Annotated in this window: 17 protein-coding genes; 6 read left to right on the forward strand and 11 right to left on the reverse strand. The window is 73.2% G+C overall.

Going from position 1 to position 19,714, the window contains the following annotated elements; translation table 11 throughout:
* Nucleotides 1-570: 570 nt before the first annotated feature.
* Nucleotides 571-1,581, forward strand: coding sequence for a tryptophan--tRNA ligase (gene trpS, locus AB0447_RS32585; RefSeq protein WP_366480492.1), 1,011 nt, complete (start codon nucleotides 571-573; stop codon nucleotides 1,579-1,581).
* A 98-nt stretch (nucleotides 1,582-1,679) separates the two neighbouring features.
* Here the strand turns inward: trpS and proC are convergent, their stop codons facing one another.
* The 5 genes from proC to AB0447_RS32610 form a co-directional block, all read right to left on the reverse strand.
* Nucleotides 1,680-2,489, reverse strand: a complete 810-nt coding sequence (gene proC, locus AB0447_RS32590; protein WP_366480493.1) for a pyrroline-5-carboxylate reductase — start codon at nucleotides 2,487-2,489, stop codon at nucleotides 1,680-1,682.
* Between the two features lie 100 nt (nucleotides 2,490-2,589).
* Entirely contained in the window at nucleotides 2,590-3,381 is a 792-nt protein-coding gene (locus AB0447_RS32595; RefSeq protein WP_366480494.1) for an ABC transporter permease, read from the reverse strand.
* Nucleotides 3,378-4,172: an ABC transporter ATP-binding protein gene (locus tag AB0447_RS32600; RefSeq protein ID WP_366480495.1), complete on the reverse strand. Its 795-nt coding sequence runs from the start codon at nucleotides 4,170-4,172 to the stop codon at nucleotides 3,378-3,380. Before AB0447_RS32600 ends, AB0447_RS32595 begins: the two co-directional genes overlap by 4 nt.
* A gap of 80 nt (nucleotides 4,173-4,252) precedes the next feature.
* The gene (locus tag AB0447_RS32605) at nucleotides 4,253-4,798 is read right to left on the reverse strand and encodes a hypothetical protein (RefSeq protein WP_366480496.1); all 546 of its coding nucleotides are present in this window, start codon (nucleotides 4,796-4,798) and stop codon (nucleotides 4,253-4,255) included.
* 33 nt (nucleotides 4,799-4,831) lie between these two features.
* Nucleotides 4,832-5,134, reverse strand: a complete 303-nt coding sequence (locus AB0447_RS32610) for a peptidase (RefSeq protein ID WP_366480497.1) — start codon at nucleotides 5,132-5,134, stop codon at nucleotides 4,832-4,834.
* 105 nt (nucleotides 5,135-5,239) lie between these two features.
* Between AB0447_RS32610 and AB0447_RS32615 the strand changes: the two genes are divergently transcribed.
* On the forward strand, nucleotides 5,240-7,450 hold the full coding sequence (locus AB0447_RS32615) for a serine/threonine-protein kinase (RefSeq protein ID WP_366480498.1): 2,211 nt from the start codon (nucleotides 5,240-5,242) through the stop codon (nucleotides 7,448-7,450).
* Between the two features lie 69 nt (nucleotides 7,451-7,519).
* Here AB0447_RS32615 and ilvD read toward each other — a convergent pair whose 3' ends face one another.
* From ilvD to AB0447_RS32635, 4 genes are all read right to left on the reverse strand, one after another.
* Entirely contained in the window at nucleotides 7,520-9,370 is a 1,851-nt protein-coding gene (ilvD, locus tag AB0447_RS32620; RefSeq protein ID WP_366480500.1) for a dihydroxy-acid dehydratase, read from the reverse strand.
* A gap of 225 nt (nucleotides 9,371-9,595) precedes the next feature.
* Entirely contained in the window at nucleotides 9,596-10,216 is a 621-nt protein-coding gene (locus AB0447_RS32625; protein ID WP_366480501.1) for a TetR family transcriptional regulator, read from the reverse strand.
* A complete protein-coding gene (locus AB0447_RS32630; protein ID WP_366480502.1) occupies nucleotides 10,213-11,049 on the reverse strand; it encodes a sugar phosphate isomerase/epimerase in 837 nt (278 codons plus the stop codon). The genes AB0447_RS32625 and AB0447_RS32630 overlap by 4 nt, the downstream gene beginning before the upstream one ends.
* Nucleotides 11,050-11,171: 122 nt before the next feature.
* Nucleotides 11,172-12,125 carry a Ppx/GppA phosphatase family protein gene (locus AB0447_RS32635; protein ID WP_366480503.1) on the reverse strand — a complete coding sequence of 318 codons (954 nt, stop codon included), beginning with the start codon at nucleotides 12,123-12,125 and terminating at the stop codon, nucleotides 11,172-11,174.
* Nucleotides 12,126-12,256: 131 nt separating this feature from the next.
* Between AB0447_RS32635 and AB0447_RS32640 the strand changes: the two genes are divergently transcribed.
* Complete coding sequence (locus tag AB0447_RS32640) at nucleotides 12,257-13,069, forward strand: hypothetical protein (protein ID WP_366480531.1); 813 nt, start codon at nucleotides 12,257-12,259, stop codon at nucleotides 13,067-13,069.
* Between the two features lies 1 nt (nucleotide 13,070).
* Here AB0447_RS32640 and AB0447_RS32645 read toward each other — a convergent pair whose 3' ends face one another.
* Nucleotides 13,071-14,900 carry a hypothetical protein gene (locus AB0447_RS32645; protein WP_366480504.1) on the reverse strand — a complete coding sequence of 610 codons (1,830 nt, stop codon included), beginning with the start codon at nucleotides 14,898-14,900 and terminating at the stop codon, nucleotides 13,071-13,073.
* A gap of 341 nt (nucleotides 14,901-15,241) precedes the next feature.
* Between AB0447_RS32645 and radA the strand changes: the two genes are divergently transcribed.
* Nucleotides 15,242-16,651, forward strand: a complete 1,410-nt coding sequence (gene radA, locus AB0447_RS32650; protein WP_366480505.1) for a DNA repair protein RadA — start codon at nucleotides 15,242-15,244, stop codon at nucleotides 16,649-16,651.
* Nucleotides 16,652-16,933: 282 nt separating this feature from the next.
* A complete protein-coding gene (gene disA / locus AB0447_RS32655; protein ID WP_366480506.1) occupies nucleotides 16,934-18,058 on the forward strand; it encodes a DNA integrity scanning diadenylate cyclase DisA in 1,125 nt (374 codons plus the stop codon).
* A 45-nt stretch (nucleotides 18,059-18,103) separates the two neighbouring features.
* Here disA and AB0447_RS32660 read toward each other — a convergent pair whose 3' ends face one another.
* Complete coding sequence (locus AB0447_RS32660) at nucleotides 18,104-18,943, reverse strand: hypothetical protein (RefSeq protein ID WP_366480507.1); 840 nt, start codon at nucleotides 18,941-18,943, stop codon at nucleotides 18,104-18,106.
* 159 nt (nucleotides 18,944-19,102) lie between these two features.
* Between AB0447_RS32660 and AB0447_RS32665 the strand changes: the two genes are divergently transcribed.
* Nucleotides 19,103-19,708, forward strand: coding sequence for a phosphatase PAP2 family protein (locus AB0447_RS32665; protein WP_366480508.1), 606 nt, complete (start codon nucleotides 19,103-19,105; stop codon nucleotides 19,706-19,708).
* Nucleotides 19,709-19,714: the final 6 nt, after the last annotated feature.

The raw sequence follows: 19,714 nt of genomic DNA on the forward strand, positions 1-19,714 counted from the left end.
TTCCTCGGTGCTTTCCAGGTTCTCGCTTTCGCGTTTCCCTTTCCGGCGGTTCCGACTCTATCAGATCCTTTCGGGCCTGACTCCCAGTCAGCGGGTTTGTCTTCCTTGCCCGTTGGGCAGTTCCGACGAGATGAGACCTTAGCGGATTCCTTGCCCCCGACCTAATCGGCGGCTGTGCCTCTCGGACACGGATTCCCCATTCGCAAATACGCATGAAAACGAGACGACAAAGTGCGTCGTTCGTTCGAATGAGTGTTGCGGAATGGCTGTCCGGGGACCGACCGCAGTCGGCGCTCACTTCGGACAACTCGAAGAACCTTACGGATCGCGGACGTGTGTGTCAACTGCCTGCGGTGGCCCACCCCCAGGACTACCCTGGAGCCCATGACTACGCATGCGCTCACGCTCAGCCTTCGCTGGTGGGCCGCCTGACGGCGGCCGACCTTCCACGCGAGCACGCATGCGCTCCACGGCCGCCGCCTCGGCGGCCGTTCTTGTTTCTGCCCTCCGGGGTGGCTCGGTCGCCGGCAGCCGGCACCGACACCACCACACACAGAGGGAGAAGCAGACATGACGCGAGTCTTCAGCGGGGTCAAGCCGACCGGGCACCTGACGCTGGGCAACTACCTGGGGGCCGTCCGGCAGTGGGTCGCAGGTTCGGGCGATCCGGCTCGGCAGCGGCCGGAGGCGGCCTTGTTCTGTGTCGTCGACCTCCACGCGCTGACCGTCGAGCACGACCCTGCGCGCGTCCGCAGGCTCAGCCGGCAGGCGGCGACGCTGCTGCTGGCGGCAGGGCTGGACCCGGAGCGGTGCACGTTGTTCGTGCAGAGCCATGTGGACGAGCACACTCGGCTGGCCTACCTGCTGGAGTGCACGGCTTCCGACGGAGAGCTGCGCCGCATGATCCAGTACCGGGAGAAGGCGGCGAAGGCGCAGGCGGCCGGGGACGGGGTGCGGCTGTCGCTGCTGACGTACCCGGTGCTGATGGCGGCCGACATCCTGGCGTACGCGACGGACGAGGTGCCGGTCGGTGAGGACCAGCGGCAGCACGTCGAGCTGACCCGCGATCTGGCGGTGCGGTTCAACCAGCGGTACGGGCAGACGTTCACCGTGCCGCGGGCCACGCACCCCGAGGTGGCGGCGCGGGTCATGGACCTGCAGGAGCCGACGTCGAAGATGGGGAAGTCCCATGACGTGGGCGCGGGCATCGTCTATCTGCTGGACGAGCCGGAGGTCGTGAGGAAGAAGGTCATGCGGGCGGTGACCGACAGCGGGAGCGGGGTCGCCCACGACCGGGAGGGGAAGCCGGGGGTGACCAACCTGCTGGACATCCTGGCGGCCTGCACCGGGGCGGACCCCCGGGCGCTGGCCGGCGAGTACGGCTCGTACGGCGCGTTGAAGAAGGACACGGCGGAGGCGGTGATCGAGCTGCTGCGGCCGGTGCGGGAGCGGCACGCGGAGCTGGCTGCGGATCCGGCGGCGGTGGAGAAGGTGCTGCGGGCGGGGGCCGAGCGGGCCCGGTCGGTGGCGCGGCCGGTGGTGGACCGGGCGTACGAGGCCATCGGGCTGCTGGCTCCCTGAAGAGGGGGTGCGGGTCGGGGCCCCGCGGGGCCCCGGCGCCGCTGGCTCCCTGAAGAGGGGTGCGGGTCGGGGCCCGGCCGAGGCGGGGCCCCGGCGCGTCAGCTGTTGCCGGAGGCGAGTTCGCGGCTGCGGTCGCGTGCGGCTTCGAGGGCGGCGATGAGGGCCGCCCGTACGCCGTGCTTCTCCAGCTCGACGATCGCGTTGATGGTGGTGCCGGCGGGGGAGGTCACGGCCTCGCGGAGCTTGACGGGGTGTTCGCCGCTGTCGCGGAGCATCACGGCGGCGCCGATGGCGGCCTGGACGATGAGGTCGTGGGCCTGGGCGCGGGGCAGGCCGAGGAGGATGCCGGCGTCGGTCATGGCTTCGACGAGGAAGTAGAAGTAGGCGGGGCCGGAGCCGGAGAGGGCGGTGGCGGCGTCCTGCTGGGATTCGGGGACGCGGAGGGTCTTGCCGACGCCGCCGAAGATCTCCTCGGTGTGGAGGAGGTGCTCGGCGGTGGCGTGGCTGCCGGCCGAGATGACGGACATGGCCTCGTCGACGAGGGCGGGGGTGTTCGTCATGACGCGGACGACGGGGGTGCCGGGGGCGAGCCGCTCCTCGAAGAAGGCGGTGGGGATGCCGGCGGCACCGCTGATGACCAGGCGGTCGGCGGGGACGTGCGGGGCGAGCTCTTCGAGGAGCTTGCCCATGTCCTGCGGCTTCACGGTGAGGATGAGGGTGTCGGCGCGCTTGGCGGCTTCGGCGTTGGTTACGGCCTCGACGCCGTAGCGGGTCCGGAGTTCCTCGGCGCGCTCGGGTCGGCGGGCGGTGACGAGGAGCTTGGAGGCGGGCCAGCCGCCGCGGATCATGCCGCTGAGCAGGGCCTCGCCGATCTTGCCGGTACCGAGGACTGCGACTGTCTGGGTCATGCCCGATTCACCTCGCCGAACGTTTCCTGCACGCGTGCGCTGACTGTCTCCTCATCCTTGCACTGGTGGGAGGTGGGGCGGGCGGGTGTCCGGTCCGTGGTCAGGCGGTGCGGCGGCGGAGGGTGGCGGCGCCGAGACAGAGGACGAGGACGGCGCAGCCGGCGACCACGAAGGCGTCGCGGACGAAGTCGGCGGTCATGTCGGTGTGGGTGAGGACCTGGGTCATGCCGTCGACGGCGTAGGACATGGGCAGGACGTTGGAGATGCCTTCGAGGACCGGGTGCATGGTGTCGCGGGCCGCGAAGAGGCCGCAGAGCAGCAGTTGGGGGAAGATCACGGCCGGCATGAACTGGACGGCCTGGAACTCGGAGGCCGCGAAGGCGGAGACGAAGAGGCCGAGGGCGGTGCCGAGCAGGGCGTCGAGGAGCGCGACGAGCAGGAGCAGCCAGGGGGAGCCGATGACGTCGAGGCCGAGGACCCACAGGGCGGTGCCGGTGGCGAGCAGGGACTGGACGACGGCCATGGCGCCGAAGGCGAGGGCGTAGCCGGCGATCAGGTCGCCCTTGCCGAGGGGCATGGCGAGGAGGCGTTCGAGGGTGCCGGAGGTGCGTTCGCGGAGGGTGGCGATGGAGGTGATCAGGAACATCGTGATGAGCGGGAAGATGCCGAGGAGGCTGGCGCCGATGCTGTCGAAGGTCCTGGGGTTGCCGTCGAAGACGTAGCGCAGGAGCGTCAGCATCAGGACGGGGACCAGCAGCATCAGGGCGATGGAGCGCGGGTCGTGGCGCAGCTGGCGCAGGACGCGGGCGGCGGTGGCGGTGGTGCGGGAGATGTTCAGTGCGGTGGTGGCGGCCGTACCGGTCGTTTCCGTCGTGGCGGTCGTGGAAGTCATCGGGTCTGCTCCCGGGCGAGTGCGTTGGCCTCGTCGACGAGGCGGAGGAAGCCTGCTTCGACGGTGTCGGAGTGGGTGCGGTCGCGGAGGGCGTCCGGGGTGTCCTGGGCGAGGATGCGGCCCTCGCGCATGAGGAGCAGGTCGTGGCAGCGCTCGGCCTCGTCCATGACGTGGGAGGAGACGAGGAGGGTGGCGCCGCGGGTGCGGGCGATCTCGTGGAAGAGGTTCCAGAGGTCGCGGCGGAGGACGGGGTCCAGGCCGACGGTGGGTTCGTCGAGGACGAGCAGTTCGGGGGTGCCGAGCAGGGCGACGGCGAGGGAGACGCGGCTGCGCTGGCCGCCGGAGAGGTTGCCGGCGAGGACGTCGGTGTGGGTGGTGAGGTCGACGTCGGCGATGACCTTGCGTACGGATTCGGCGCGGCGGTCGGCGGCGGTCCGGCCGGGGTCGAGTACGGCGGCGAAGTAGTCGAGGTTCTGGCGGACGGTGAGGTCGTCGTAGACCGAGGGCGCCTGGGTGACGTACCCGATGCGGGAGCGGAGGGTGGGGTGGCCGGCGGGGTGGCCGAGGACGTCGAGGGTGCCGGTGACGTGGGCCTGGGTGCCGACGACGGCGCGCATGAGGGTGGATTTTCCGCAGCCGGAGGGGCCGAGGAGGCCGGTGATGCGGCCGATGGGGACGTCGAAGTCGATGGCGTCGATGACGGTGCGGAGCGTGCGGCGGCCGGTGCCGCGGCGGACGGTGAGGCCGTGGGCGTGGACGGCCGGGGAGGGCGCAGCTCTGTTATTCATCATGTGATGAATAATGCTCCTGGCTGTGCCGGGGCGTCAACAGAGGGGTCAGCGGAAGGAGGGCGGGCGGCGGGCCCGGTCGGCTACTTCTTGCGCTTGGGGCGGCGGGCCGCCGGGTTGCCGCTACGGGTGCTGCGGCGGCGGGCGTACTCGGCGAGGGCCTTCTCGTACTCGGCGCGGTGGAGCTTCTCGCCGGGGGCTTCGGCCAGGCAGCGGAGGAAGTACGCGATGAGGGAGCCGATGAAACCGATGGCCTTCAGGCCCTTGAGGGAGGCTTCGTCGGAGGAGGGGGCCGGGCGGCGGCTGAAGGACTCCCAGGTCTTGGCGAAGGCGATGGAGCTGCAGATCGCGAAGAGGACGACCACGGAGATGGAGAGGAAGGAGCCGACGTTGCCGATCTCCAGGCCTTCGTAGGCGAAGCGGAGGAGGTAGGCGGCCGCCACGGCGGTGACGATCGAGCCGACGGCCATGCCGATGCGGCGCAGGAGGTATCCGCCGTCGTGGTTCACCCAGGTGGTGCCGAAGAACTTGATCGGCTCGGGCTGGGGGCCGGCGGGCTCCGCGGCCGCGGCGGGGGACTCCGGTTCCGCCGCTTCGGCGGGGGTCTGGTCTCGCTGGTCGTCGCTCACATCAGCGATTATCCCCCGCAGGGCGGGCCGGACTCAGCCGCAGCGCGAGGCCACGTAGCCGTCGGTGCCGGTCTTCACGTACGCATCGGCGACGAACTCGCCGTTGCCGATGCAGTCCCAGATGTTGGAGGTGCCGTACGGGCCGGAGACCCGCGTGCCGGGGGTCTGGCAGTTGATCGTCACCCAGGCGCCGTAGGGCAGGACCCGTACGACCGAGTAGTTGGTGCCGGGGCCGCTGCGGACGTTCACCCGGTAGCCGGGCGCGACCGGAAACGACTGGAGGCCGGACGCCGCGGCAAGGGTCTGGGCCTCGCCCGGCGCGTTCTCAACCGACATCTGAATCTCCCCCGTTGAGCGTTTCGCTCGGCAACTCGCGCAGGGTAGCAGGCTGTGGCCGATTCGTACGCCCCATCGACTAGGCTCCCGCGGGGGTGGTGGGCGATGCAGTCGCTGCGGGCGGAGCAGGCCGGGTTTCCCGAGTACGCCGGGCAGTACCGGCTCGAATCCGTGCTGGGTTCCGGCGGCATGGGAGTCGTCCATCTGGCCACGTCCGCGTCGGGGCTGAAACTCGCCGTCAAGGTCGTCCACGCCGATCACGCGGTGGATCCGGAGTTCCGGGCCCGGTTCCGGCAGGAGATCGCCGCCGCGCGGCGGGTCAGCGGCGCCTTCACCGCGCCGGTCGTGGATGCCGATCCCGATGCCGAGCGGCCTTGGATGGCCACTCTCTTCATCGACGCGCCGACGCTCGCCGAGCGCGCCCGGGAGCGGCTGCTCGACGGGCCCGAGTTGGCCCGGCTCGGCGCGGGGCTGGCGGAGGCGCTGCGCGACATCCACCGGGCCGGCGTGGTGCACCGGGATCTGAAGCCGAGCAATGTGCTGATGGCGGCGGACGGGCCGAAGGTGATCGACTTCGGGATCTCCCGCCCGTACGACAGCGATCTGCGGACGGAGACCGGGAAGCTGATCGGGACCCCGCCCTTCATGGCGCCCGAGCAGTTCCAGCGGCCGCGGGAGGTCGGGCCGGCGGCGGACGTGTTCGCGATGGGCGCGGTGCTGGTGCATGCGGCGACCGGGCGCGGGCCGTTCGACTCGGACAGCCCGTACATCGTGGCGTACCAGGTGGTGCACCACGAGCCCGATCTGGCCGGGGTGCCGCCTGCGCTCACCGGGATCGTGGGGCGCTGTCTGGCCAAGGATCCGGCGGCGCGGCCGTCCGCCGACGAGCTGATCGTGGGCCTGCGGGCGGCGGCCTATCCGACCTCGGAGGACACCCGGGCCTTCATCCCCGTGCCGCGCCGGCCGGCCGTGGTCGAGGAGGTCACCCACCGGCGGGCCGAGCCCGGGGCGGCGCGGGCCGGGGCGGCGCGGGCCGGGGCGGCGCGGGCCGAGGCCGTCGGGGCGCGGAGCACACCCGGGCCGCAGAACCCGCAGAAGCCGCGGAGCCGTTGGATCCGGTGGAACCGGAGGCGGGCGGGCGCGCTCGGACTCGGCCTGCTGCTGGTCGGCGGCGCCGTCGCGGGATACCTGGAGTTCCGTACGGGCACCGAGCCCGCCCGGCGTTCGACGGCGGCCGAGTCGCCGGCCGGGCCGCTCGCGTTCCGCCCGTGGACGGTTCGGCTGGGTGAGCAGCGGCCCGCGAACCATGCACCGGCCTGCTCCTGGGCCTCCGGTGCGTTGTACTGCGCGGGCGTCGGGGTGGCCGCCGCGCGGCTGGACCCGTCCGACGGTTCGCGGCAGTGGTCCGTGGCGGCGGCCGGGCGGAGCGGAAGCACGGCCCAGCACACCGCCCCGCTGCAGGCCGGCGGGCTGGTCCTGGTCGTACCCGACGGCAGCGAGCTGCTCCGGGCCCTGGACCCGGCGACGGGCGGCGAGCGCTGGACGAAGCGGCTGCCCGGGGGCGCGAAGGTCGTCCCGGCGGGCTCACAGGTGCTGATCGCGGCCGTGGACGGCGGGGTCACCGCGCTGGACGCGGCGACCGGGACCGTGCGGTGGGCCAAGCGGCTGGGCGGCACGGGATCGGTGTGGCGTCCGGGCCCGGAGCAGTCGGGACGGGCCACCGTGTACCTCGCCACGCCCGGCCCCGACGGCGGCTCGACCCAGGTCGCGGCGGTGGACCCGGCGGACGGGAACCTGCTGTGGCAGCTGAGGGCCCCCGGGCTCGTCACTCCGGTCGGGGTGGCCGGCGGCAGCCTGTACCTGCTGCCGGACGACGGCCGGTCGAAGACCGGCTCCGTCGTCCGCATCGACCTCCGCACCCGCGCGGTACGGGGCATCCCGCTCACGGCTCCGCTGCTGCAGGCGCAGGCGGAGGTCGGGCCCGACGGCGTCGTCTACCTGTTCGGCACCTCGGGGACTCTGGTCGCCGTCGGCGGACGGGGCGAACAGTGGCGGCTGGAGACGGGCGTGAGCGTGGCCTCCCGGCCTGTCTTCGGAGCCGGCCGGGTCCATCTGACCGCCGCGGACGGGCGGCTGCTGGCCGTGGACGCGGCCGCCGGCCGCCTGGTCGGCCAGACCGATCCGCGGATGGGTACCGGGCGGAACACCTATGCGGGCACCCGGCCCGCGCCGGTCGTCGCCGACGGGCGGGTCTTCGCCGCCGCGCCCGACGGGTCGGTGTTCGCCGTGGATTCGGCGGACCCGGCCGGCTGGTAGGCGGGCCGGAAACGCCGTGAACCCCGCCCGAAGGCGGGGTTCACGTACAGCGGTACGGCGTCGAGGGGGTCAGCCCAGCTTGGAAACGTCGCGGACCGCGCCCTTGTCGGCGCTGGTCGCCATCGCCGCGTAGGCGCGCAGTGCCGCCGAGACCGTCCGCTCGCGGTTCTTCGGGGCGTACACGCCGCCGAGGGCCTCGCGGCGGGCGGCGAGGGTTTCGTCGGAGACGAGCAGTTCGATCGACCGGTTCGGGATGTCGATGCGGATCCGGTCGCCGTCCTCGACCAGGGCGATGGTGCCGCCCGAGGCCGCCTCCGGGGAGGCGTGGCCGATGGACAGGCCGGAGGTGCCGCCGGAGAAGCGGCCGTCCGTGACCAGGGCGCAGGTCTTGCCCAGGCCGCGGCCCTTGAGGAAGGAGGTCGGGTAGAGCATCTCCTGCATGCCGGGGCCGCCGCGCGGGCCCTCGTAGCGGATGACGACCACGTCGCCTTCCTTGACCTCCTTGCGGAGGATCTTGTCGACGGCCTCGTCCTGGGACTCGCAGACCACGGCCGGGCCCTCGAAGGTCCAGATCGACTCGTCGACGCCGGCCGTCTTCACGACGCAGCCGTCCTCGGCGATGTTGCCGCGGAGCACGGCGAGGCCGCCGTCCTTCGAGTACGCGTGCTGGACGGAGCGGATGCAGCCGCCCTCGGCGTCGAGGTCCAGGGAGTCCCAGCGCTCGGACTGGGAGAAGGCGGTGGCGGAGCGCTTGCAGCCGGGGGCCGCGTGCCACAGTTCCATCGCCACGTCGGAGGCGGTGCCGGAGCGGGCGTCCCAGGTGCCGAGCCAGTCCTCCAGGTTGGCGGAGTGGACGGTGGTGACGTCCTTGTTGAGGAGGCCGCCGCGGTGCAGCTCGCCGAGGATGGCGGGGATGCCGCCGGCCCGGTGGATGTCCTCCATGTAGTACGTGCCGCCGGGCGCGACGTTCGGCGCGACCTTGGCGAGGCACGGGACGCGGCGCGAGACCTCGTCGATGTCCTTGAGGTCGTAGTCCAGGCCGGCCTCCTGCGCTGCGGCCAGCAGGTGCAGGATCGTGTTCGTCGAACCGCCCATCGCGATGTCCAGGGCCATGGCGTTCTCGAAGGCCTGGCGGCTGGCGATGTTGCGGGGCAGGACGGACTCGTCGTCCTGCTCGTAGTACCGCTTGGTGATCTCGACGACCGTGCGGCCGGCGTCCTCGTAGAGGGCGCGGCGGGCGGTGTGGGTGGCGAGGACCGAGCCGTTGCCGGGCAGGGCCAGGCCGATGGCCTCGGCGAGGCAGTTCATCGAGTTGGCGGTGAACATGCCGGAACACGACCCGCAGGTCGGACAGGCGTTCTCCTCGATGCGGAGGACGTCCTCGTCGGAGACGTTCTCGTTGGAGGCGTCGACCATGGCGTCGATCAGGTCGAGCTTGCGGACGGTGCCGTCGACGAGGGTGGCCTGGCCGGCCTCCATCGGGCCGCCGGAGACGAAGACGACCGGGATGTTGAGGCGCATGGCGGCCATCAGCATGCCGGGGGTGATCTTGTCGCAGTTGGAGATGCAGATCAGGGCGTCGGCGCAGTGGGCCTCGACCATGTACTCCACGCTGTCCGCGATCAGGTCGCGGGAGGGCAGGGAGTACAGCATGCCGGCGTGGCCCATGGCGATGCCGTCGTCGACCGCGATGGTGTTGAACTCGCGGGGGACCGCGCCCGCCGCGCGGATGGCGTCGGAGACGATCCGGCCGACCGGGGCCAGGTGGGTGTGGCCGGGGACGAACTCGGTGAAGGAGTTGGCGACCGCGATGATCGGCTTCCCGATGTCCTCGCTCGCTACGCCCGAGGCGCGCATAAGGGCACGTGCGCCCGCCATGTTGCGGCCGTGGGTGACGGTGCGGGACCTCAGCTCGGGCATCGGGTTCACTCCCCATAGAGCGGAATACGAGCAGAATGCGACTGCATTGGCTGCTTACGAGATTACGCCCCTGGCTTCAGGATGCGGACGGTCCGTCCGGATGTCGGGACGCCGGGCTCAGGGATCGGTCACCGGACGGGCGCCCCGCCGTCCCGTCCCACGTCGGGCGGGCCGGGCGGGCTCCCCCGGGCGGCGCCGGCGGATGCGGCCGGGGGTGCGGGGCCGTCACTCTTCTGTCAGGTACCGCTGCAGGGTGGGGGCGACCAGCTCGACGATCGCCTCCGGGTCCGCGGACGCGAGGGGCTCGACCTGGAGGACGTACCGCAGGATCGCGATGCCCACCATGTGCGAGGCGGCGAGCTCGGCGCGGAAGGTGGGATCCGGGACGTTGAGGTCGGCCGCGACCCGTTCCAGCACGCGGCGCAGCACCAGCCGGCGGAGCACCTTCGCCGCGGCCTCGTGGGTGAGGGCGGACCGGATGACGGCGAGCAGCGGCGCCCGGGTGACGGGGTTCTCCCACACGCCGAGGAAGTAGCGGGCGAGCCGCTCGCCGATGCCTTCCGGGCCCTCGCCGAGGACGGCGGGCACGACCAGGGCGGGCTCCATGCTGACCTCGATGGCGGCCGCGAAGAGATCGTCCTTGGTGCCGAAGTAGTGGTGGACCAGGGCCGGGTCGACTCCGGCGGCCTTGGCGACGCCGCGCACGGAGGTCTTGTCGTAGCCGCGCTCGGCGAAGACCTCGCGGGCGGCGAGGCGGATCCGCTCCTGGGTGCTCGGGCCCTCCTCCGCCTCGTCGCGGGGCGGCCGGCCGGGGCCGCGGCGCGGCCGCTTCGGTACGTCCGTCACGGGTGCCGGGTCCCGTGCGGGGCGGTGGTGCCGGCGCTGGCGAGGTGGAGGCGGGTGAAGGCCAGGGCCTCGGCGAGGTCGGCCTCGCGCTCGGCGGAGGACATGGCGCGCCGGGTGTTGACCTCGATGACCACATGGCCGTCGAAGCCGTTCAGGGCGAGGCGTTCCAGCAGCTCGGCGCAGGGCTGGGTGCCGCGGCCGGGGACCAGGTGCTCGTCCTTGGCGGAGCCGTTGCCGTCGGCGAGGTGGACGTGGGCGAGGCGGGCGCCCATCCGGTCGACCATCGCGGTGGCGTCGGTGCGGGCGGTGGCGGTGTGCGACAGGTCGACGGTGAAGTGGCGGTAGTCGTCCTTGGTGACGTCCCACTCGGGGGCGTAGGCGAGCATCTCGCGGTCGCGGTAGCGCCAGGGGTACATGTTCTCGACGGCGAACCGGACGTCGGTCTCGTCGGCCATCCGCCAGATGCCGGTGACGAAGTCGCGGGCGTACTGGCGCTGCCACCGGAACGGCGGGTGGACGACGACGGTGGACGCGCCGAGCCGCTCGGCGGCGGCCTGGGCGCGCTGCAACTTGGTCCACGGGTCGGTGGACCAGACGCGCTGGGTGATCAGGAGGCAGGGGGCGTGCACCGCGAGGATCGGCACCTGGTGGACCTCGGAGAGCCGACGCAGGGCGTCGACGTCCTGGCTGACCGGGTCCGTCCAGACCATGACCTCGACGCCGTCGTAGCCGAGGCGCGCGGCGATCTCGAAGGCGGTGGCCGTGGACTCGGGGTAGACCGAGGCGGTGGACAGCGCGACCTTCGCGTTGGGGATCCGGACTGGTTCTGCCACGGAGACAGGGTACGGGTCCGCCCCCCGCCCGGCTTCTGCCGGGCCGGGGGCGGGGAGCACCGGGACTACGGGAGAACCGGGGCCGGGGCGACCGGCTGCCGGACGGGGGCCGAGGGCCGGGGCTACGGGAGGACCGGGGCCGGGCTCGGGGTCGGGAGGTGGTCCAGGCGGCGCAGGATGACGCCCTCGCGCAGCGCCCAGGGGCAGATCTCCAGGTCGTCCACGCCGAACAGGTCCATCGCCCCCTCCGCGACGAGCGCCCCCGCCAGCAGCTGTCCGGCCCGCCCCTCCGACACCCCGGGCAGGGCCGCCCGCTGGCCGACCGTCATCGCCGCCAGCCGCGGTACCCACTCCTCCAGGGACTTGCGGCTGAGGTCCCGCTGTACGTACAGGCCGTCGGCCGAGCGGGCGGCGCCGGCGATCCGGGCCAGCTGCTTGAAGGTCTTCGACGTCGCCACCACGTGGTCGGGCGCCCCGAAGCGGCTGAACTCGTGGACCGTGCGGGCGATCTGCGCCCGCACGTGGCGGCGCAGCGCCTTGACGTCCGACGGGTCCGCCGGGTCGGCCGACAGCCAGCCCGCGGTGAGCCGGCCGGCGCCCAGCGGAAGGGAGACGGCCGCGTCCGGGTCCTCGTCGATGCCGTACGCGATCTCCAGCGAGCCGCCGCCGATGTCGAGGACCAGCAGCTTCCCGGCCGACCAGCCGAACCAGCGGCGGGCGGCGAGGAAGGTCAGCCGGGCCTCGTCCTCCCCGCTGAGCACCTGGAGGTCGACGCCGGTCTCGGCCTTCACCCGGGCCAGCACCTCGTCCGCGTTGGTGGCCTCGCGGACCGCGGAGGTCGCGAACGGCAGGACCTCCTCGCAGCCCTTGTCCTCGGCCGCCTGCACCGCGCCCCCGATGACCGATACCAGTCGCTCGACGCCCGCCGGGCCGACGGCACCGCGCTCGTCGAGGAGCTGCGCCAGGCGCAGCTCCACCTTGTGCGAGTGCGCAGGCAGCGGGCGTGCGCCGGGGTGCGCGTCCACCACCAGCAGATGGATCGTGTTCGAACCCACATCAAGGACACCGAGTCTCATACGCGAAACGCTACTGGCATGAACGCGTATGGGTGACGGAAGGGGCGCTTAGGCTTGGGTTTGTGCCAAATACGAAGAAGGCCAAGACGAAGAAGAAGCCCGGCAAGCCCGGCGGGGCCGCTGCGGCGGCCGTGCCGGCCTCGGCCGACGAGAAGGGCCTGGACTTCCCCCGCGCCTGGGTGGAGTTCCCCGATCCCGCCGATGCCGAACAGGTCTTCCGCTGCGATCTGACCTGGCTGACCTCCCGCTGGACCTGCATCTTCGGGAGTGGCTGCCAGGGGATCAAGGCGGGGCGGGCGGACGACGGCTGCTGCACGCTCGGCGCGCACTTCTCCGACGAGGACGACGAGAAGCGCGTCGCGCAGCACGTGGCACGGCTCACCCCGGAACTGTGGGAGTTCCACGACGTGGGCAGCGAGACGGGGTGGACGCAGCACGACGAGGACGGGGAGAAGCAGACGCGCCGCTGGAAGGGTGCCTGCATCTTCCTGAACCGGCCCGGGTTCCCGGCCGGGGCCGGCTGCTCGCTGCACATCCTGGCGGTGCGGGAGGGCAAGGAGCCGCTGGAGACCAAGCCGGACGTGTGCTGGCAGCTTCCGATCCGGCGTACGTACGACTGGATCGACCGGCCCGACGACACCCGGGTGCTGCAGGTCTCGATCGGCGAGTACGACCGGCGCGGCTGGGGTCCGGGCGGCCACGACCTGCACTGGTGGTGCACGTCGGCCACTTCTGCGCACGGCGCGGGGCAGCCGGTCTACGTGTCGTACCGGGCCGAGCTGACCGAGCTGATGGGCAAGGCGGGGTACGACGCGCTGGTCGAGCTGTGCGAGGCGCGGCTGGCTTCGCTGCTGCCGATGGCTCCGCACCCGGCCGACCCGGTTCCGGGTGCCGTTGCAGGACCGGGTTCGGGTCCGGGTCCGGTGTCCGGGTCCGCTTCCTGAGTCAGCCGGGCGAGGGCGAGGGCTCCGGGGACGGGGAAACCGTTCCTTCGGGCGGCTGCGGGCTGGGCTCCGGCGTCGACGTCGGCGGCGGGGTCGTCGTGGGCTCCGGTGTCGTGGGGGTCGGCGTGGGCGTGGGGGTCGGTTCCGGTGTCTGCGTGGGTGTGGGCGTCGGCTCCGGTGCCGGGGTGGGCTGCCCCGGCGTGGTGGCCGGGCGGCCGCGCCCCTGGATGGCGATGACGGCGTCGCCCGGGTCCACCCCGACCCGGGCCCGCCAGGCTCCGGCCGGCTGCGCGTCCCGGTCCACGGTGATCACCAGGGTGACCGATTCTCCGGGGGAGAGGGTGCCCGAGGCCTGGCTGACCCGCAGCCACGGCGCGTCCGACCAGAGCCGCCAGTCCACCGGGGCGCCGCCGGAGGCGCTGAGCCGGAGGTAGGTCGTAGCGCCCCGGGAGACCGCGTCGACCACGATCCGGCCGGGGCTGTCGGGACCGGCCGGGGTCGGGGTGGACGGGGCGCCGGTACTGATCACCTCGACCGATACGTCGGGGGTCCGGCTGCCCGCGGGGAAGCCGGGGGCGGCGCCGGCTCGGGCGGCGTTCCCGACGTTTCCGGCGTTCTCGTAGCCGGTGTGCGGGCGGCCGTCCGACCGCAGCGGGATCTCCGCCTCGCTCGCCGAGATCCGGGTGGCGCCCCCGCCGGCGGTCGGCTCCCCGGTGTGCGGGGCGCCCCGGTAGGCCGCCCAGAGGGCCAGTACGGGCGCGGCGACGACGGTGGCGACCACGGTGGTGGTGACGGCCCTGGCCCTGATCCGGTCCCGGCGGGCCGCCCGGTCCTTGGGGTCCATGGGGAACCCGGTGCGGGTGAAGCGGGGCCCGGCGGCCCGGCCGGAGCGGGCGGCACCGAGCACGGCCGCGTGGACGGCGCCGCGGGGTGCGGGGACCAGCGGCAGGGCGGCGGTGTTGGTGCTGCCGGAGCCGGGCCAGGGCGCGCCGGCGCCGACCCGCTCGGCGACCCGGCGGCAGCGCGGGCAGTCGTCCACGTGCCGGACCAGCTCCGCGCGAAGCGTGGTCGACAGCAGGACCTGACTGTCGCCGGTGAGCCGGGCGACGGACGGACAGCAGCCGGTGTCGACCACGGCGAGGGCGGCGCGGGTCCGCTCGACCTCGCAGGCCGCGCCGGAGAGGAGCTCGCGGGCGGCTGCCGGGGCGGTGCCGAGCACGGCGGCGAGTTCGGGCACGGCGAGGCGGTGGCGGACGGCCAGTTCCAGTGCCTCGCGCTGTTCGGGGGTGGTACCGGCGGCCTCGGGCCAGGCGAGCCGGGCGAGTTCGGCGCGCTGCCGGGCGGCCTCGGCCGGGTCGGGCCGGGGCTCGGCCCCGGCTGCGGCTTGAGGGGGGAGGGCGCTTTCCGCCGCGGCCGGCGGACCGTACGCCGGTGTGCGCCCCCTGCGCTCCGGCGCACGCCCTCCGGTATGTGCGCCGCCGAGGGAAGCGGGCCGGCCCCGACGCCCCCGGCGTCCCTGGCGGCTGTGCCGCACCCGCCGCTGCTCGGACAGCCGGCGCAGGCAGGCCCAGCGGGCCAGCGCGTACAGCCAGGCCCGGCGGTCGCCCTCACCGGGACAGCGCCCCGGATGCCGCTCGGCCACGGCCAGCACCTCGGCGAGCACCGCGACGGCTGCGTCGTGATCGCACAGCACCGAAAGGCAGTACGTGAACAGGCCGTCCAGATACGGCTCGTGAGGGGAGGCGGGCGGATGCTCCCCGTCGGGGAGCGTGCGCCCGTGCGCCCGGTGTGCGCCGGTGCGCGGGGCGGGTTGTGCCTGGCTGCTGCTCACCCGGTGACCGTAGGCGGCGCGCGGGTAACGGCCCGGAAGCCTTCAGCAGTTTTAATCCTTACGGGTGAACAGATCACACAAAACAGGACACGCGCCCTGACGTCCGGCGCCCCCGGCACCCCTCGGCGGTCACTCGGCGGCCCCTCGGTGGTCACTCGGCCGTCCCTTGGTCGTCCCTTGGTCGTCCCTTGGTCGTCACGCGGTGGCCGCTCGGTGGTCCCTCGGTCGTCACGCGGCGGTCCCCTGTCGGCCTCTCGGCGGCCCACTCTGCGGGCCCGCCGGCGGCGGCCACGGCCCCCGGCCCGGCGGCACTGTCGGTGGCGGCCGTTACGGTGGGGCGCATGGCTGCCCGTACATCCCGCTCATCCGCCAAGGACCGGCCGTCCTACCGCTGCACCGAGTGCGGCTGGACCACCGCGAAGTGGCTCGGGCGGTGTCCCGAATGCCAGGCGTGGGGCACCGTCGAGGAGCAGGGCGCGCCCGCCGTGCGGACCACCGCGGCCGGGCGGGTCTCGACCGCCGCGGTGCCGATCGGGCAGGTGGACGGGCGGCAGGCGACGGCCCGGACGACCGGGGTCGACGAGCTGGACCGGGTCCTCGGCGGCGGGCTGGTGCCCGGAGCCGTGGTGCTGCTGGCCGGCGAGCCGGGCGTGGGCAAGTCGACCCTGCTGCTGGACGTGGCGGCGAAGGCGTCGAGCGACGCGCACCGCACCCTCTACGTGACGGGCGAGGAGTCGGCCAGCCAGGTCAGGCTGCGCGCCGACCGGATCAACGCGCTCAGCGACCACCTTTACCTGGCGGCGGAGACGGACCTGTCGGCGGTGCTGGGGCATCTGGACGCGGTGAAGCCGTCCCTGCTGATCCTGGACTCCGTACAGACCATCGCCTCGCCCGAGATCGACGGGGCGCCCGGCGGCATGGCCCAGGTGCGGGAGGTGGCGGGGGCGCTGATCCGCGCGTCCAAGGAGCGCGGGATGTCCACGCTGCTGGTCGGCCATGTGACGAAGGACGGCGCGATCGCCGGCCCGCGCCTGCTGGAGCACCTGGTCGATGTGGTGCTGAGCTTCGAGGGTGACCGGCATGCGCGGCTGCGCCTGGTGCGCGGTGTGAAGAACCGGTACGGGGCGACGGACGAGGTCGGCTGCTTCGAGCTGCACGACGAGGGCATCACCGGGCTCGCCGACCCGAGCGGGCTGTTCCTGACCCGCCGGGCCGAGGCGGTGCCCGGCACCTGCCTGACCGTGACCCTGGAAGGCCGTCGGCCGCTGGTCGCCGAGGTGCAGGCGCTGACGGTGGACTCCCAGATCCCGTCGCCCCGGCGGACCACCTCCGGGCTGGAGACCTCCCGGGTGTCGATGATGCTGGCGGTGCTGGAGCAGCGCGGCCGGATCAGCGCGCTGGGCAAGCGGGACATCTACAGCGCGACGGTGGGCGGCGTGAAGCTGTCGGAGCCGGCCGCGGACCTGGCGATCGCGCTGGCCCTGGCCTCGGCGGCGAGCGACACCCCGCTGCCGAAGAACCTGGTCGCCATCGGCGAGGTCGGCCTGGCGGGCGAGGTCCGGCGGGTGACGGGCGTACAGCGCCGCCTGGCCGAGGCCCACCGGCTGGGCTTCACGCACGCGCTGGTCCCCTCGGACCCGGGCAAGGTCCCGGCCGGCATGAAGGTGATCGAGGTCGCGGACATGGGCGACGCCCTCCGGGTCCTCCCCCGCACCCGCCGGGCCCCGAAGCCGGACCGCGAAGCGGATTAGGCGGACCGGGTGACCGGGCAGGCCGGCCTGACCGGGCAGGCCGACCGGACAGACCGGTCGGACCGGTCGGAACAGCGGGCCGGCCGGCGGTCGGGACCGGCCGGAACGCCGCGGTGACGGCCGTCCCGCGGGCCGGTGCGGCAGACGCCGGACCGGGGGTGTGGGGGTGGGACGAGGCAAGCTCCGGCGGGGCCGCAGCACGCGCCGGTAGACTTTGTGCTGGTCCGCCCACTCCCCGCGCACGCGGGACGCGGCGGCGCAACCCGCGACCGGAGGAGTGCAGTGGCAGCCAAGGACGGGGCAGCAGCACCCGGGAAGTCCGGCGCGAGCTCCAAACACGACGCGCTGATGCGCGCCTCGCTGACCGCCGTCGCCCCTGGTCAGGCACTGCGGGACGGCCTGGAGCGGATCGTCCGCGGCAACACCGGCGGGCTGATCGTCCTCGGCATGGACAAGGCCGTGGAATCCATGTGCACCGGCGGCTTCGTCCTCGACGTGGAGTTCACCGCGACCCGGCTGCGGGAACTCTGCAAGCTCGACGGCGCGCTCATCCTCGACAAGGACATCACCAAGATCCTCCGGGCCGGCGTGCAGCTGGTTCCGGACGCGTCCATCCCGACCGAAGAGACCGGCACCCGCCACCGGACCGCCGACCGCGTCTCCAAGCAGTGCGGATTCCCGGTCGTCTCGGTGTCCCAGTCCATGCGGCTGATCGCCCTGTACGTGGACGGGGAGCGCCGGGTCCTGGAGGAGTCCGGGGCCATCCTGTCCCGCGCGAACCAGGCCCTGGCCACGCTGGAGCGGTACAAGCTGCGGCTCGACGAGGTCGCGGGCACCCTGTCCGCGCTGGAGATCGAGGACCTGGTCACCGTCCGCGACGTGACCGCGGTCGCGCAGCGGCTGGAAATGGTCCGCCGGATCGCCACCGAGATCGCCGAGTACGTGGTGGAGCTGGGCACCGACGGCCGGCTGCTGTCCCTTCAGCTCGACGAGCTGACGGTCGGCATCGAGCAGGAGCGGGAACTCGTCATCCGCGACTACGTCCCGGAACCCACGGCGAAGCGTTCCCGCACCGTGGACGAGGCCCTCGCCGAGCTGGACTCGCTGACCCACGCGGAACTGCTGGAGCTGCCCATCGTGGCCCGCGCGCTCGGCTACACCGGCTCCCCGGAGACCCTGGACTCGGCGGTCTCGCCCCGCGGCTACCGGCTGCTGGCGAAGGTGCCGCGGCTGCCCGGCGCGATCATCGAACGGCTGGTGGAGCACTTCGGCGGGCTGCAGAAGCTGCTCGCCGCGAGCGTGGACGACCTCCAGACGGTCGACGGGGTCGGCGAGGCCCGCGCCCGGAGCGTGCGCGAGGGCCTGTCCCGGCTCGCCGAGTCCTCCATCCTGGAACGGTACGTCTGACCGCTCGGCGGCCCGGGCGGACCCGGACCGCTCCGCGAGCCCGGCTCAGTCCTGCTTCAGGACGAAGGAGGTCCGCGCCACCGGCATGCCCGGGGACTTCACCTCGACCACGTACGTGTCCGCCACGGCGCTGCCCGCCGGCGGCGAGGCGCACTGGTCGGCCGCGCTGAACCGGCGGTCCCATTCCAGCGACTGGGTGGTCTCGCCCTGCGCGGGCAGCCGGTAGAAGACGTTGCCGGGGCCGGCCGGGCAGTGGTCGGAGGACCAGACCGCCTTGGTGCTGCTGGCCTGAAGGATGGTCAGCACGGCCTGCTTCGGGCCGAGATCGACCTTGCAGCTGGTGCCGGAGACGTTGCGCGCGATCAGGTCCAGCCGCGGCCGTTCGTTCGCCTCGTACTCGTTCTTCGCGCTCTTGACCTCCCACTGGACGGCGTTGGGCGCGCAGGTGGGCAGCGGGGAGTCGGCCGGGACCCGGTCCGGGCCGCCGCCGGTGCCGGCCGCCGTGCCCGAACTGCCGCCCGCACCGCCGCCCGAGCCGGCGTCACCCGTACCGCTGCCCGGTTCGCCGTTCTTCCCGGTGCCCGCTCCGCCACCGGAACCGGAACCGGAGCCGCCGGAGCCCGAGCCGGCGCTGCCGCCCGACTCGTCACGCCCGCCCGGGGCCTGACTGATCGCCGGCCCCTTGCCGGGCGCGCCGGGCGTGATCGAGGCGACCGGATCGGGCCCGCCGGACCCCTTGCCGTTGTCATTCACCTTCCCGCCGCCGGAACTGACGGTCCATACGGCGAGGAGGGCGAGGAGTGCCGCGACGGACGCCAGCACCGCCCTCCGTCGCCAGTAGATGGAGGAGGGAAGCGGCCCGACCGGATTGCGCAGAGATCCCACGGACGGAACTTTACGAGAGTCCGGGAGCCGATCAGTGCCCCCATGCCGGGCGGGCGCCGAGTTTTGCCGATGATCATCCTGGAGGCGGATCCGGAACCGGTCGGAACCAGCCGTCGGTCTGACGCGGGCGTTGGTCCGCTTTGCATACGGTCGGTGACCATGAACAGCTCCGCCCTCTACCGGGACATCACCGATTTCGCGCAGACGACCCCCGGTTGGGTCCGATCGGCCGCCGAGGCCTGGACCGAGCTGGGACTGCTCCTCTTCGGTGCCCTGTTCCTCGCCGTGTGGTGGCGCTCCCGCACGCACGACCCGCGCACGGCCGCCCCGGCCGTCCTGGCACCGCTCGTCACCGCCCTCGCGTACGTCGGCTCGGAGCTGGTCAAGTCAACGGTGCGCGAGGAACGCCCCTGCCGGGCGGTGGCCGGCGCCGCCTCCTCCCTGATCACCTGCCCCGCCCACGGAGACTGGTCCTTCCCCAGCAACCACTCGGCCATCGCCGGGGCCGCCGCCGTCGCCCTCGCGCTGGCCGTCCGCCGGCTGGCGCTGCTGACCGTGCCGATGGCCCTGCTGATGGCCTTCTCCCGGGTGTTCGTCGGGGTGCACTACCCGCACGACGTCGCGATGGGCCTGCTGCTGGGCGGTTCGCTGGCCGCCCTGCTGACGTTCGTCCTGGCCGGTCCGACCAGTCGGCTGATCATCACCATGCGTCACAGTGGTATCGGTCCGGCCGTCTGGTTCACCGGTCGGGGCCCGGCACGGTAGACCCGA

The sequence above is a fragment of the Streptomyces sp. NPDC051211 genome (genome assembly GCF_040689505.1).
Lineage (GTDB): Bacteria > Actinomycetota > Actinomycetes > Streptomycetales > Streptomycetaceae > Streptomyces.

Excerpts from the sequence above, each read along its gene's own strand:
- AB0447_RS32665 (WP_366480508.1), top strand. The coding sequence starts at position 19,103 with ATGAACAGCTCCGCCCTCTACCGGGACATCACCGATTTCGCGCAGACG.
- AB0447_RS32610 (WP_366480497.1), bottom strand. The coding sequence starts at position 5,134 with ATGTCGGTTGAGAACGCGCCGGGCGAGGCCCAGACCCTTGCCGCGGCG.
- proC (WP_366480493.1), bottom strand. The coding sequence starts at position 2,489 with ATGACCCAGACAGTCGCAGTCCTCGGTACCGGCAAGATCGGCGAGGCC.
- AB0447_RS32600 (WP_366480495.1), bottom strand. The coding sequence starts at position 4,172 with ATGATGAATAACAGAGCTGCGCCCTCCCCGGCCGTCCACGCCCACGGC.
- ilvD (WP_366480500.1), bottom strand. The coding sequence starts at position 9,370 with ATGCCCGAGCTGAGGTCCCGCACCGTCACCCACGGCCGCAACATGGCG.
- AB0447_RS32595 (WP_366480494.1), bottom strand. The coding sequence starts at position 3,381 with ATGACTTCCACGACCGCCACGACGGAAACGACCGGTACGGCCGCCACC.
- radA (WP_366480505.1), top strand. The coding sequence starts at position 15,242 with ATGGCTGCCCGTACATCCCGCTCATCCGCCAAGGACCGGCCGTCCTAC.
- AB0447_RS32615 (WP_366480498.1), top strand. The coding sequence starts at position 5,240 with ATGCAGTCGCTGCGGGCGGAGCAGGCCGGGTTTCCCGAGTACGCCGGG.
- AB0447_RS32635 (WP_366480503.1), bottom strand. The coding sequence starts at position 12,125 with ATGAGACTCGGTGTCCTTGATGTGGGTTCGAACACGATCCATCTGCTG.
- trpS (WP_366480492.1), top strand. The coding sequence starts at position 571 with ATGACGCGAGTCTTCAGCGGGGTCAAGCCGACCGGGCACCTGACGCTG.